Annotated in this window: 11 protein-coding genes; 7 read left to right on the forward strand and 4 right to left on the reverse strand. The window is 61.8% G+C overall.

The window, feature by feature from the left end:
* The first annotated feature begins 79 nt into the window (after nt 1–79).
* The 3 genes from puuD to FHT79_RS08605 all read left to right on the forward strand — a co-directional run bounded on the left by puuD (nt 80) and on the right by FHT79_RS08605 (nt 3,890).
* Entirely contained in the window at nt 80–1,318 is a 1,239-nt protein-coding gene (puuD, locus tag FHT79_RS08595; RefSeq protein ID WP_183903255.1) for a urate hydroxylase PuuD, read from the forward strand.
* Nucleotides 1,315–2,625, forward strand: coding sequence for a guanine deaminase (gene guaD, locus FHT79_RS08600; RefSeq protein WP_183903256.1), 1,311 nt, complete (start codon nt 1,315–1,317; stop codon nt 2,623–2,625). The genes puuD and guaD overlap by 4 nt, the downstream gene beginning before the upstream one ends.
* A 122-nt stretch (nt 2,626–2,747) precedes the next feature.
* Nucleotides 2,748–3,890, forward strand: coding sequence for an alpha-hydroxy acid oxidase (locus tag FHT79_RS08605; protein ID WP_183903257.1), 1,143 nt, complete (start codon nt 2,748–2,750; stop codon nt 3,888–3,890).
* A gap of 221 nt (nt 3,891–4,111) precedes the next feature.
* On the opposite strand, the gene FHT79_RS08610 is transcribed toward FHT79_RS08605, so the two are convergent.
* Genes FHT79_RS08610 through FHT79_RS08620 form a run of 3 tightly spaced genes read right to left on the reverse strand, consistent with a single transcriptional unit; the run spans nt 4,112 to nt 7,671 of the window.
* Nucleotides 4,112–4,552 carry a hypothetical protein gene (locus tag FHT79_RS08610; protein ID WP_183903258.1) on the reverse strand — a complete coding sequence of 147 codons (441 nt, stop codon included), beginning with the start codon at nt 4,550–4,552 and terminating at the stop codon, nt 4,112–4,114.
* Nucleotides 4,549–5,877 carry a phosphatase PAP2/dual specificity phosphatase family protein gene (locus FHT79_RS08615; RefSeq protein ID WP_183903259.1) on the reverse strand — a complete coding sequence of 443 codons (1,329 nt, stop codon included), beginning with the start codon at nt 5,875–5,877 and terminating at the stop codon, nt 4,549–4,551. Before FHT79_RS08615 ends, FHT79_RS08610 begins: the two co-directional genes overlap by 4 nt.
* 9 nt (nt 5,878–5,886) lie before the next feature.
* Nucleotides 5,887–7,671, reverse strand: a complete 1,785-nt coding sequence (locus tag FHT79_RS08620) for a bifunctional alpha/beta hydrolase/class I SAM-dependent methyltransferase (protein WP_183903260.1) — start codon at nt 7,669–7,671, stop codon at nt 5,887–5,889.
* A gap of 203 nt (nt 7,672–7,874) precedes the next feature.
* Between FHT79_RS08620 and FHT79_RS08625 the strand changes: the two genes are divergently transcribed.
* From FHT79_RS08625 to FHT79_RS08640, 4 genes are all read left to right on the forward strand, one after another.
* A complete protein-coding gene (locus tag FHT79_RS08625; protein WP_097542052.1) occupies nt 7,875–8,486 on the forward strand; it encodes a CDP-alcohol phosphatidyltransferase family protein in 612 nt (203 codons plus the stop codon).
* Nucleotides 8,487–8,569: 83 nt separating this feature from the next.
* Complete coding sequence (locus tag FHT79_RS08630) at nt 8,570–9,721, forward strand: PspA/IM30 family protein (RefSeq protein ID WP_028759151.1); 1,152 nt, start codon at nt 8,570–8,572, stop codon at nt 9,719–9,721.
* A gap of 5 nt (nt 9,722–9,726) precedes the next feature.
* The gene (locus tag FHT79_RS08635) at nt 9,727–10,374 is read left to right on the forward strand and encodes an OB-fold-containig protein (protein WP_028759150.1); all 648 of its coding nucleotides are present in this window, start codon (nt 9,727–9,729) and stop codon (nt 10,372–10,374) included.
* Nucleotides 10,371–12,116 (forward strand): flotillin domain-containing protein, encoded by a 1,746-nt coding sequence (locus FHT79_RS08640; protein ID WP_047611406.1) that lies wholly within the window; start codon nt 10,371–10,373, stop codon nt 12,114–12,116. The genes FHT79_RS08635 and FHT79_RS08640 overlap by 4 nt, the downstream gene beginning before the upstream one ends.
* A gap of 120 nt (nt 12,117–12,236) precedes the next feature.
* Here FHT79_RS08640 and FHT79_RS08645 read toward each other — a convergent pair whose 3' ends face one another.
* On the reverse strand, nt 12,237–12,977 hold the full coding sequence (locus FHT79_RS08645) for a metallophosphoesterase family protein (protein WP_063474476.1): 741 nt from the start codon (nt 12,975–12,977) through the stop codon (nt 12,237–12,239).
* Nucleotides 12,978–13,012 lie beyond the last annotated feature (35 nt).

Here is a 13,012-nt window from a genome sequence, read left to right on the forward strand (position 1 = left end):
GTGCAGTCCTTCAATCTCCTCTTCCCTCTCCGCCAAAATTTCCGCAATGTCACGAGTCGGAGGAAGATAGGGGAACTCGATGTATGAATATGCCATAGCATGGGAATGGTTCGCCTTCGCGGCGCGCTGGTTTCATGTCATCACCGCGATCGCCTGGATCGGATCGTCCTTTTATTTCATCGCGCTCGATCTCGGACTGGTGAAACGCCCGCATCTGCCGCCCGGCGCTTATGGCGAGGAGTGGCAGGTCCATGGCGGCGGCTTCTACCATATCCAGAAATATCTGGTGGCGCCCGCTCAGATGCCCGAGCATCTGACCTGGTTCAAATATGAGAGCTATTTCACCTGGCTTTCCGGCTTCCTGATGCTGTGTATCGTCTATTACGGCGGCGCCGATCTCTTCCTGATCGATCGGCATGTGCTCGATATCAGCCCGCCCGTCGCGATCCTGATCTCGCTGGCGTCGCTGGCGCTCGGCTGGGTCGTCTACGATCTGCTTTGCAAATCCCCGCTTGGGCGGCACACCTGGGGACTGATGGCGGTGCTCTATATCGTGCTCGTCTTCATGGCCTGGGGCTATACGCAGCTTTTCACCGGCCGCGCCGCCTTCCTGCATCTCGGCGCCTTCACCGCGACGATCATGTCGGCCAACGTCTTCATGATCATCATCCCGAACCAGAAGATCGTCGTCGCCGATCTCATCGCCGGCCGCACGCCCGACCCCAAATATGGACAGATCGCCAAGCAGCGCTCGCTGCACAACAACTACCTGACGCTGCCCGTCATCTTCTTCATGCTGTCGAACCACTATCCCCTGGCCTTCGGCACGGCGTTCAACTGGGTGATCGCCGCCCTGGTCTTCCTGATGGGCGTCACCATCCGCCACTGGTTCAACACCACGCATGCCAGGAAGGGCCGACCAACCTGGACCTGGATCGTCACCGTCATCCTCTTCATCCTGGTCATGTGGCTTTCGACCGCGCCGAAGCTGCTGACCGGCGAGACGGATGCGGCAGCGGTCGCGCCCGCCTTCCAGCAATTCGCCGGCGACCCGCATTTTCCCGCCGTCAAGCAACTGGTCTCGACGCGCTGTTCCATGTGCCACGCCGCCGAGCCGGTCTATGAGGGCATCGTGCGGCCGCCAAAGGGCGTAATCCTTGAAAACGACGCCGAAATCGCCGCCCATGCCCGTGAAATCTATATACAGGCAGGCCGCAGCCATGCCATGCCGCCCGGCAACATCACCGACATCACGCCGGACGAGCGCAAGCTGCTCGTCGCCTGGTTCGAAAGCGCAGTCGAAGGCAAGAAACAATGACGACGACACTCCTGCGCGGCCGCCTGCTGTCCTTCCATCGCGCGCCGCTGAGCCTGACCGACAGCCAAAGCTATCTCTATGAGGAGGATGGCGGCCTGCTGATTACGGACGGGCTGATCTCGGCAATCGGCCCCTATGCCGATGTCAAGGCAAAAGCAGCCGCTGATGTGGCCGAGATCGACCACCGCCCGCATCTGATCATGCCTGGCTTCATCGACATGCACTTGCATTTTCCGCAGATGCAGGTGATTGCCTCCTATGCCGCCAACCTGCTCGAATGGCTGAACACCTACACTTTTCCCGAGGAATGCCGCTTCGTCGAAAGCAGGCATGCTGAAAGGATCGCCGTGCATTTCTACGACGAGCTGATCCGCCACGGCACGACGACGGCGGTTGCCTATTGCTCCGTGCACAAGACCTCGGCCGACGCCTTCTTCGCCGAGGCGATGAAGCGCAACATGCGCATGGTCGGCGGCAAGGTGATGATGGACCGCAATGCCCCGCAGGGCCTGCTCGACACCCCCGAGATGGGTTATGACGAAACCCGCCAGGTGATATCGGACTGGCACGGCAAGGGCCGCAATCACGTCGCCATCACCCCGCGCTTCGCCATCACCTCGACGCCGGCGCAGATGGAGGCGACATCGGCCCTGGCCCGTGAATTTCCCGACCTGCATATCCAGACGCATCTTTCGGAAAACCACGACGAGATCAAATTCACCTGCGAGCTTTATCCCGAGGCGCTCGATTATACCGACATCTACGCCCGCTACGGCCTGCTCGGGGCGAAAAGCCTCTTCGGCCATGCCATCCACCTGTCCGAGCGCGAAGCCGATGCCATGAGCGAGGCGGGCGCCGTCGCCGTCCACTGCCCGACCTCGAACCTCTTCCTCGGCTCGGGCCTGTTTCCGCTGAAGGCGCTGGCGCGGCGCCAAAAGCCGGTCCGTATCGGCGTCGCCACCGATATCGGCGGCGGCTCCAGCTATTCGATGCTCAGGACGATGGACGAGGCCTATAAGATCCAGCAGTTGCTTGGCGAACGGCTGAACCCGCTGGAAAGCTATTACCTGATGACGCGCGGCAATGCCGAAGCGCTGTCGCTGACAGACCGGATTGGCACCATGGAACCTGGCACCGAAGCCGATCTCGTCGTGCTCGATGCGACGGCGACACCGGCCATGGCGCTGAAGATGGAGGTGGTGAAGACGCTGCCCGAGGAGCTATTCCTGCTGCAGACGATGGGCGACGACCGGGCGATTGCCGAGACCTATGTTGCAGGTGTGGCGCTGAAGGCGGGACTTCGATAACGCGCGCCGTTGCTCTCGAAATCGGTCCGTGAAAAGCTGCCTCACACGGCCAATTTCCCATAACACTGCCGCCAAATTCATGTTATGGCCGATGGCCGCATTCAGATGTGAAGGTTCAATTCATGGCCACCCCGCTCACCATCGCCGACCTGAAAAAACTCGCACAGCGCCGCGTGCCGAAGATGTTCTTCGACTATGCGGATTCGGGCGCCTGGACGGAATCGACCTACGCGGCGAATGAGAGCGATTTCAATCAGATCAAGCTGCGCCAGCGGGTGATGGTCGACATGACCGACCGCACGCTGGCAACGACGATGGTTGGCCAGAAAGTGTCGATGCCGGTGGCTCTGGCGCCGACGGGCCTGACCGGCATGCAGCATGCCGACGGCGAGATGCTGGCGGCGCGCGCCGCCGAAGAATTCGGTGTTCCCTTCACGCTCTCGACGATGAGCATCTGCTCGATCGAGGATGTCGCTTCGGTGACGACCCGCCCCTTCTGGTTCCAGCTCTACGTGATGAGGGACAAGGATTTCGTCCTCAACCTCATCAACCGCGCCAAGGCGGCCAAATGCTCGGCGCTGGTGCTGACGGCCGATCTGCAGATTCTTGGCCAGCGCCACAAGGATCTGCGCAACGGCCTGTCGGCGCCGCCGAAATTCACGCCGAAGCATATCTGGCAGATGGCGACCCGGCCCTTCTGGTGCCTTGAGATGCTGCAGACCAAGCGCCGCACCTTCGGCAATATCGTCGGCCATGCGAAGAATGTTTCCGACCTCTCGTCCCTCTCTTCCTGGACGGCCGAACAGTTCGATCCGCGGCTGTCTTGGGCGGATGTCGCCTGGATCAAGGAACAATGGGGCGGCCCGCTGATCATCAAGGGCATACTCGATCCGGAGGATGCGAAGGCAGCCGCCGATACCGGCGCCGATGCGATCGTCGTCTCCAATCATGGCGGTCGGCAGCTTGACGGCGCCTCCTCCTCGATCAGCATGCTGCCGAAGATCGTCGACGCCGTCGGCGACCGTATCGAGGTCCATCTCGACGGCGGCATCCGCTCTGGCCAGGACGTGCTGAAGGCCGTGGCGCTCGGCGCCAAAGGCACCTATATCGGCCGCCCCTTCCTCTACGGCCTCGGCGCCATGGGCAAGGAAGGCGTGTCGCTGGCGCTCGGCATCATCCGCAAGGAGATGGACATCACCATGGCGCTCTGCGGCAAGCGCGACATCAACGACGTGAATTCGTCGATCATCGACGGACGGCAGTGAAGCTGCTGGAGAAGCCAGCTGAGAGCGGTTCAACTTTTCATGGAAACGCAAAACCGCTCTAAGCTCTTGTTTTGACGCAATTCCAGCCGGAATACCGCTTCGCACTTTTCCTGGAATTGCTCTAGAAGGGTCACGGATCCCGGAATCGCCGTCGCGTTTGGCGCGCGCAAGACCTGCCGCACACGTGCCGGAGCGCTTGCATCAATCGCCTGCCGTCATATTCAGCAGAGCGGCTGCCCATCGGTCGCATCGAGCACCAGGATCGCGAAAATCACGAGACAGATGGCGAGCGCAAAACGCTGCCGCCAGATGATGCGGCGCGATCCGGCAATCCGCCTCTCGAGCCCAGACGGTGTCCCGTCAGGCTTGCGAAGCCGCATGCGGGACAACAGGTCGTCGACGGCAGCAAGACCGGCCGTCTCGGTCTCGTGGCTCGCCGCGAGGCGAAACAACAGCGCATCGAAGAGAAGATGGATCGCCAGCGCAAGAACAATCACGCAGAAAACCAGCATCAAGAGCCAGCCGAGCTGTGGAACGAAGCCTCGATATCCCGCGGTGATCGGGCCGACAATTAGTGGCAACAGTGCCGTCAGCCCGCAAAAGATTGAATTGCGGCCGAGATTTCGCGCCGCCGCCGAGGCCGTGCTATTCCACTGCGTCATTGCACGCCCTCCGTCACGGCATGGATACTTTCCGCGGGCAGATGAACACGCCGCCCCGCCCGTTCGATTAGCCGCACTGCTTCGGCCGGATCTTCGCAACGTCGGCTGATGAGCAGCCAACGCAGGATGACGCAAGCGCTCCGCTGGAAACCTAGCGCACAGCAGACGAGAACCGGTCCCTGCTCGCGCGCAGCCTCGACGAGGTTCGCCGCGGCGAGCGTCTGGATCTTGTCGAGGGCGGTAAGATCAAGGGTGGGAAAGCTGCACCAGCGCGCGCGTGTCGTGCCGGGGCGCTGAAGTTCGCCGGTAATGTCGATCACCGTGGCAAAACGGTCGGCCTCGTAGCGACGCGGAAAACGACCGAGATGGACGCCGTCGGCGATCGCCACCGATGCCGGCATTCTCCGGGTCCAGAGCCAAATATTGATGTGAGCGCCGAGCCGGTAGGGTGCCAGCAGCCAGCGGCTGGCAAGCGTGGCCCGGCCATCGACGCGTTTCTGGAATATCTGCGGGCCGGCGCCGAAATATCCGAGCGAGACGATCGCCAGCGCAACAGCCGGCCAGAGCAACAGCAGGGCCGCGGCCGATAGAGGAGTGCAGAGCGTTGCAAGGCCGAGAAATGCGATGGCACCGCACAGATAATAGGTGCCGAGACGGCGCGACTTCGGATCGCCGCTCATCGCAAAATTCGCGAGAGGGGAACCGGCATCGCGCGGAAAAAGCCAGGCGGCAAACAGGCCGAGCAGCATGCCGGTCGGTATGTCGATGGCGTGATGCTGCCACGTGGTCAGCACGGAGGCGCCGATCAGGAGGCACCAGAAGTGCCACAGAAGCCGTGCCTTGCGCGGCAGCCGGCCGCGCAGATGGTCCCAGATCACAACCAGGAGCGCGATATGCAGCGACGGCGCCTGGTTGAACGGCTTATCGAAGCCGCCGAGCACGGCGAACATGAAACCGGGCAGGCCGCTCGTTGCCGGCCGCACGAAGGTCGCTTCAAGCGGAAACGCGACAAAGCAGGCGACGGCTATTATCTGGATCGTTAGATAACGCCTCGCCAGCATATCCACACCGCGCGGCGTCGTGTTGATGAACAGGCAGAGTGCATAGAACAGATTGATCGACCAATAGGGAATGATCGTCCATCCGAGGAACGGAATGGCGCTTTCCCATGCGAAGGCGACGTTCGGCACATGAGCGCGCTGCGACGCCAGCCAATTGGCGCCGCCATAGCTCAGATAGAAGAACGGTCCCAGGAAGACGAGCCAGAGCGCCGCCCGTTTCGGCACCGGTGCTGCCCGGGAAAAAGGTGAACGTGCCTTCTCCACGCTTTGCCCTCAGACTCTTTCGGCCAGCGAGACAGTGAAAATGCCCCACTGGTCGATGCGCTGTTCGATCTTGCGGAAACCGGCTGCGGCGACCAGTTGGTCCATTTCCTCTTGCGTCCGCCGCCGCATCACCCACGCCTCGCCGCCGCGGTGGGAGGTCAGGGCGCGGGCAATCATCTCCAATTGTGGATGCCATGGCTGGTTGGTGTAGACTAGCAGACCACCGGGCCGCATCGCGCGGGCGATCCCGTTGAGGGAAGCGGCGATCATCGCATTGTCGGAAAACAGCTCGTAAAGGCCGGAGACGATCGCGAGATCCGGAGCCGGCGTGGTTGCAGCCAGCCCCTCGCCATCAAAGGCATCCTGCTGGCGGAAGTTGACGAAATCGCCCAGTCCACGTGCGGCAATGCTGTTGCGGCCGGCGTCGACGTTAATGGGGGAATAGTCCTGCAGCCGCGCACTGTCGGGACGCACGGCAGCCGTCTCGATCGCATCAAGCACATAACGGCCGTGCCCGGCCGCTATGTCGAGCATATGGGTGCTGCGGCCGGCTGCTTTGAGGCGCTGCAGCGCGCGGTCGATCAGTTCCTGCAAGTGCAGCTTTCGCTGCCTGATACCGCGCCAGCCGATCGCCTCGAGGAACACCTTGTCGATCAAACGCCCGCCGGGACCGAGCCCGCGCGGCTTGTTCTCGTAGACGTAGTCGAGCGTCGAGCCGGAATCAAAGCCGGTCTTGACCCCGGTCTTGATGCCCTCGGACACCAAGGCGCCGATCTTGATGTTGAGGCGGCTGAGGGCCCAGTAGATGCCACGTGGGGATGTCGCGTCCAGCGGGCTCGCAAGCCGGTCGGCCTCGTCCTTTGTATAGCCCTGGATATGGGCGTTGCGAAGGTCGGCAGGTGCCCGGGGCTCGGCAAAACGCGCATCTATAAAACGGCGGACCTCGGCGAGCGCAATCGCGCGGTCCTTTTCGCCAAGCGTATCATGGTAGAAGCCGGCAAGCACATGCCGTTCCTTGATCCGGCTGCCGAGGTTTTCGTAAAACCGGTGCTGCGGCGCGTGTCGCACCACCCAGTCGCTGCCGGAGATCAGCAGTTGGGTCGGGACGGTGATGGCGCGGGCGTCGCCGACGACGCGGGCTGCCGCCTCATAGAGCTGCACCAGGATGTTGGAGGCAATCGGCCTAGATATCAATGGGTCGGTTTCGTAGGAGGCGATGCGCTCGGGATCATGCGTCAGGAACCTCGCCTTGACATAGGAATTGACGAAGAATGTACCTTTGAGCTTTTCCCAGAACGCGATGCCTTCTTTGGCAAAAGGCACGTAGAGCTTGACGCTGAAGGCCGGCGAGGCAAGCACGAGCGCACGGATCGGCGGCGCATAGTCGTGCACCCAGGTGCTGGCGAGGACCGCGCCGACACTCTGCGCAATGACGGCGATGTCTTCGACTGAAGTACCGCTTATCTCGCTGACATGGCGGACGAAGCAATCGAGATCATGCGCCGAGGCAGCAAAGGATGGAGAATAACCGCGCTCTCCCGGTGAACGCCCGTGGCCGCGTGCGTCCCAGGCGTAGAAGGAAAAATCATCGAGACCGAGTTCGGTGGCGAGATGAGCGACGCGGCCACTATGCTCGTGGCCGCGATGGAGAAGAATGATCACGCCCTTCGCTGCAGCGCTCGTCGAAGGCCACGCCCGATAAAACAGCCGAGTGCCATCATGCGATGCGAATTCTGATTCATGCATTGGTCTGGCCGTCGAGGACGGTTGCCCACTATCGGCAGTTTGCAGCACGCTCTTCTCCAATTCTGATTGGTGGGTGGGTTGCAATCATTGGCGGGTACGGTGATTTGCCTTGATTGCAAAAGTCTAGTTGCAAATGTAAGTCCTTTGCGAGAACCGATATGAAGTGTGGCTTTCCTCATAAGTACGATGATCTGCACCCGCCGGTGTCGGGGATAGACTATTTCCGATGCACGAAATTCCAATGAGGTAGCATGTCTGTCTATCAATTGAAGTCCCGATTTCAGAATATTCTTCGCCCTCTGGTGCGTTCCCTCGCGTCGCGAGGCGTCACCGCCAATCAGGTGACTTCAGTTGCAGCCGCCGTCTCGGTTGCATTGGGCCTTTTTCTGAGCGTCGCTCCGCTTCCGCACTGGTTCCTGCTGGTGCCGGTATGGTTTCTCCTGCGCATGGGCCTCAACGCCATCGACGGCATGCTCGCGCGCGAACATGGGCAGAAGAGCATTTTAGGCGCCTATCTGAACGAGATCGGTGATGTCGTGTCGGATGTCGCCCTGTATTTGCCGTTTGCGCTCATCGATCCGAACGGCTTGGTGCCGGCGTTATCAGTCATATTCCTCTCGGCGCTGACGGAATTTGCCGGCGTTCTGGGTCAAACGGTCGGGGCAAGCCGGCGTTACGACGGGCCGCTGGGCAAGAGCGACCGCGCGGTGCTTTTCGGCGCGCTCGGCATCTTTGTCGCGGTTGGCGGTACGTTTGCAGCATGGACTTCGTGGCTCTGGGCGGTGGTGGCTCTCCTTCTCATATGGACCATCATCAACCGTATCAGCGCCGGTATTCGCGAGGCGCATACCGCCGCCCGTTAGGACGCTGCCTCTCCTTCTAACGCCATGTTAAGCTTAGGTTGTATTTTTAGCACAACCCCTTGAAAGCACCAAAGCGGTGCTTTATGTTTTATCCTATGGCGAACACAGGCAAGACACCGCACCTATCGCTGCTGCGCTACACGCTGGCGCCTGATGAACAGGCCCGGCAGGCGCTGGACGATACTCTTGCCGCCTATCGCAGGATGATCGACATCCTGAACGAACGCATCGACGACAGGGCGGGCGCCAATCTCGTCCTCCTGCATGAACTTGCCTATGAAACCGTCCGCGAGCAGACGGGGCTGCCGGCGCGGCTGGTGACACTCGGTCTTCGCGATTTCGCCGCCAATCGCGGCGCGAGTGCCGATCCCCCGCTTCTGCCGCTCGACGACAAGCTTTTCGCCATCAAAGGCCCCGCGGATCTGACGATCGCCACAGTGCACGGGCGCGTTGCCGTACCCTTCGATGTCGCGGGCTATTCCAGGGGATGGGAGAGTATTTTTCCGGCCTATCTTGTGGCCGGCCAGGATCGTTACGAGATTCACATCGGCGTCACGCCGAATTCCGCTCGGATGGAGGAAAACATGACGAATGAAGGCATTCTTTCCCGCATGGGCCGCCTGATCGCGGGCATCGCGAATGCGGCGGTCGACAAGGCGGAAGGCGTCAACAAGATCGCCGTCATCGAACAGGCGATCCGCGAGATCGATGCGGCAGCGGACGAGGCCCGCACCGATCTCGGCAAGGCGCGTGCCGAGGAATATCGCATCCAGAGCCGCAAGGACGAGATCGTCGGAGACATGAACGCGCTCGACCAGAAGATCCGCCTCGCCGTCTCTTCCGGGCGCGATGATCTGGCAAAGGCCGGCGTCGCCCGGCAGATCGATCTCGAATCCCAGATCGCGGCGCTCGACAAGGCGTTGGCCGATGCCAGGGAGCAGCTGGACGAGGGCCAGAAAGCCCTTCAGGCCGTGCTCGCCACGCGCCGCGAGGCCGACGCCCGCCTTGCCGATTTCAAGCGCAGCATCGCCAGGCATCCCGAAGACGCCGCAGCAGGTCACAGCCGGCCCGCGCCGGGCGCCGATGCTGCCCGGGCTGCAGCGGCAGTGTCGCGGCTGACCGGTGTTCCATCAGGCGAGCACGCCCATAGTTCGGAGCTGGACGAACTCGACCGCTTGCACCGCGAACAGGCGATCGAAGCGCGCCTCGCGCGCTTCAAGGCGGATAACCGGTAACGGCGATGGCACTTCTCTTCGCCCCCGAATGTGCCCCCTTCGCCATCGCCGCCGCGGTCCTCGCCGGCCTGACCGCGATCGAGATGCTCGCGACCGTCATGGGTTTTTCGATCATGGAATTTCTGGGAAAACCGGATTTCCATGGCCATGACGGGTTTGCGGGCTACCTGTCCTGGCTCAATCTCGGCGGTGTTCCCCTGCTCATCCTCATCATGCTGGCGCTCGGCTTCTTCGCCATGACGGGCTTTGCCATACAGGCCGTCGCCAATGCCTTCTGGGCACCGCTTCCCGCCACCGTCGCCGCTCTTCCCGCCATCTTGGTTGCCATCCCCATGGTCAGGGCGTCGAGCAGGACCGTGGCGCGGCTCGTGCCGCATGACGAGACCTATGCCGTCGATCTCGACGCGCTCATCGGCCGGACCGCCGAAGTATCGCTCGGCCCGCTCGATCAGGGGCTGCCAGGACGCGTCCGCGTCAAGGACCAGCATGGAAACTGGCACGTGCTGAGAGCCAAGGCCGCCAGAGATCAAGAGCCTCTCAAGGTCGGCACCGAGGTTCTCCTCGTCGACCGCACGGCAGATGTATTTATCGCCATTCCCGCACTGGCCGACCCGACCGATGCGGACAATCAATCTTTGAGGGACCAGCAATGATATACGACGTTATTCTACCAGCCGGCATTGGGATTGTTCTGATCTTCGGCATCGGTTTTGTCCTCGCCTCTCTTTACACACGCTCCAGCCGCGATGAGGCCTATGTGCGCACCGGCCTCGGTGGCCAGAAGGTCGTGCTCGACGGCGGTTCGGTCGTCCTGCCGATCTTCCACTCGATCGCCAGGGTCAATTTGAAGACGCTGCGGCTCGAGGTTCGCCGCGGTGAAGGTGATGCGTTGATCACCAAGGACCGGATGCGCGTCGATATCGGCGCCGAGTTCTATGTGCGCGTAAAACCCGATGCCTCCTCGATTGCGCTTGCCGCCCAGACGCTCGGCAACCGGACCAATGATGCCGAGGCGCTTCGCATCCTGATCGAAGCGAAATTCGTCGACGGCCTTCGCTCGGTGGCCGCGACGATGAACCTCGACGCGCTGCAGGAACAGCGCATGGATTTCGTCAAGGCCGTGCAGGAAGCCGTCGGCGCCGATCTCCAGTCGAACGGCCTCGAGCTCGAATCCGTGTCGCTGACGCGCCTCGACCAGACCGATATCAAGCATTTCAACGCCAACAACTTCTTCGATGCGCAAGGTCTCGCCGCATTGACCCGCATCACCGAGGGACGCAAGAAGGAGCGAAACGAGATCGTTCGCGATACCGAAGTCGCCATCGCCCAGAAGGATCTCGAGGCCCGCCAGCAATCGCTGACCATCGAGCGGACGAAGCGGGAAGCCGAGCTCAGCCAGGAACGCGACATCGCCAACAAATCCGCGGCGACACGCGCCGAAACCGCGCAGCAGGAACAGGCCGCCAAACGCGCCGAAGAGGAAGCCCGCATCGCCTCCGAACAGGCGATCGCTGAACGCGAGGCATCCGCTAAGCAGGCCCGCGAAAGCGCCAACATCGATTCCGCCCGCGCCGTCCAGCAGCGCGACACCGAAGCCAAGCGCGATCTGCAGATCGTGGCGCAGGAAAGCGCCATCGCCGTTGCCAACAAGAGCCGCGAAGAATCCGAAGCGAAGGCAGCTGCGGAAGCGGCCCGCGCGCTGGCGATCGCGGCGGAGGAAAAGGTCGGCACCGCCAAGGCGATCGAGATCGCCGAACGCGAAAGGCAGATTGCCGTCATCGACGCGCGCAAGAAGGCCGAGACGGAAGCAACCGCCGTCACCGTCGGCGCCGAGGCCGAAAAACAGGCGGCAAGCGACCAGGCCGAGGCCATCAAGACGCTCGCGACCGCCGAGGCGGATGCGGCGATCATCAAGGCCAAGGGTATTCTCGAAACCGGCAAGGCCGCCGCCGAGAGCGAGGCATTGCTCAACGACGCCCGCAACAAGTTGAGCGCTGCCATCATCGAGTTCGAGATCACCCGCGAGCGTATCCGCATCATTCCCGAGGCGCTCGCCGAGGCGGTCAAGCCGATCGAGAAGATCTCCGATATCAGGATCTTCGATACCGGCGGCATGCTCGGCCGCGGAAACGGCGCGACCGGAGGAAACGGCATCGGCCTCGGCGAAGGACTGGCAGGCCAGCTCCTCTCCTATCAGGCCAACAAACCGATCCTCGACAAATTGTTGAAGGAGGCCGGCTTCGAGGGCGACGACGCCATCTCGTCCCTCCTTGGAAATCTCGATGGCGCAAAACCGGCAAGACCGGCAATGCCTGCCGCAGCCCCGGTAAAGCCGGCAACACCGGCTGCAGCCCCGGCAAAGCCGATCGTCCCCCCGGCACCAAAGGAGAAATGATCGCCGCGCTGACGGGTCTGGACTAGATCAGGCCGGTTCGGCCTAAAATCTGAATCCTGTTCTAAATTAAATAGTTAGCGCACGATGCCGAAAGCCGTTCACACTTTTCGGCATCGTGCTCTATCTCACCCAACCCGCTGCTAGCGCGCCTGCCCAGTCGGCACGGCCCCTTTCGGCGGCCAGTGCCGACATCGCCTTATGGTCATAGGCGACGGCTCGGAACTGCCATGTCCATCCGGTCGCCGTCTTTTCCAGAATGGCATAGCTGGCCAGCGGATGACCGGCCTCCACCTTGTGGTAATAGGGCAGTTCGTCGTCATAGGCCGGGCAGCCGACGCTGCCGGGATTGACGATGAGGCGGCCGTCGGAAAGCATGATAGCTCGGGGAATGTGACTGTGACCGCAGAGGATCAGCGGCAGGTCGACGCCCTCCGCCAGCGCCTCGATCGCTTCGATCGGTTTCTGGAAGACGAAGCCCTCCGGGGAAACCGATTCCAGCCAGTAGAGATTGTCGTCCTTCGGCGTCGCATGGCAGAGATAGACCTCGCCGCGATAGACGGTATCGAACGGCAGGCTACGCACCCAATCGAGATGCGACGACGACAATTGCCGATAGGCGGCGGCATCCGAGGCATGCATGGAAGCCGGATCCTGTTCGATGAGGTAGCGGTCGTGATTGCCGCGAACCGAGGTCAGGCTAAGCGGCATCAGCAGGTCTGCCGTCTTGCCCGCCTCGAGCGGTCCGCTGAAGAAATCGCCGAGATTGACGATCTCATCGATGCCCTGCGCACGAATATCCGCAAGCACCGCCTCCAACGCCAGATGGTTGCCGTGGATATCCGCAATTGCCGCAAACCGCATTTTTAGAGCCTTTCCTGGTCAGATTGAAGCATTCT

It is taken from the genome of Rhizobium sp. BK212, assembly GCF_014197475.1.
Taxonomy (GTDB): Bacteria; Pseudomonadota; Alphaproteobacteria; order Rhizobiales; family Rhizobiaceae; genus Rhizobium; species Rhizobium anhuiense.

Excerpts from the sequence above, each read along its gene's own strand:
- puuD (WP_183903255.1), top strand. The coding sequence starts at position 80 with ATGTATGAATATGCCATAGCATGGGAATGGTTCGCCTTCGCGGCGCGC.
- guaD (WP_183903256.1), top strand. The coding sequence starts at position 1,315 with ATGACGACGACACTCCTGCGCGGCCGCCTGCTGTCCTTCCATCGCGCG.
- FHT79_RS08605 (WP_183903257.1), top strand. The coding sequence starts at position 2,748 with ATGGCCACCCCGCTCACCATCGCCGACCTGAAAAAACTCGCACAGCGC.
- FHT79_RS08610 (WP_183903258.1), bottom strand. The coding sequence starts at position 4,552 with ATGACGCAGTGGAATAGCACGGCCTCGGCGGCGGCGCGAAATCTCGGC.
- FHT79_RS08625 (WP_097542052.1), top strand. The coding sequence starts at position 7,875 with ATGTCTGTCTATCAATTGAAGTCCCGATTTCAGAATATTCTTCGCCCT.
- FHT79_RS08630 (WP_028759151.1), top strand. The coding sequence starts at position 8,570 with ATGTTTTATCCTATGGCGAACACAGGCAAGACACCGCACCTATCGCTG.
- FHT79_RS08635 (WP_028759150.1), top strand. The coding sequence starts at position 9,727 with ATGGCACTTCTCTTCGCCCCCGAATGTGCCCCCTTCGCCATCGCCGCC.
- FHT79_RS08640 (WP_047611406.1), top strand. The coding sequence starts at position 10,371 with ATGATATACGACGTTATTCTACCAGCCGGCATTGGGATTGTTCTGATC.
- FHT79_RS08645 (WP_063474476.1), bottom strand. The coding sequence starts at position 12,977 with ATGCGGTTTGCGGCAATTGCGGATATCCACGGCAACCATCTGGCGTTG.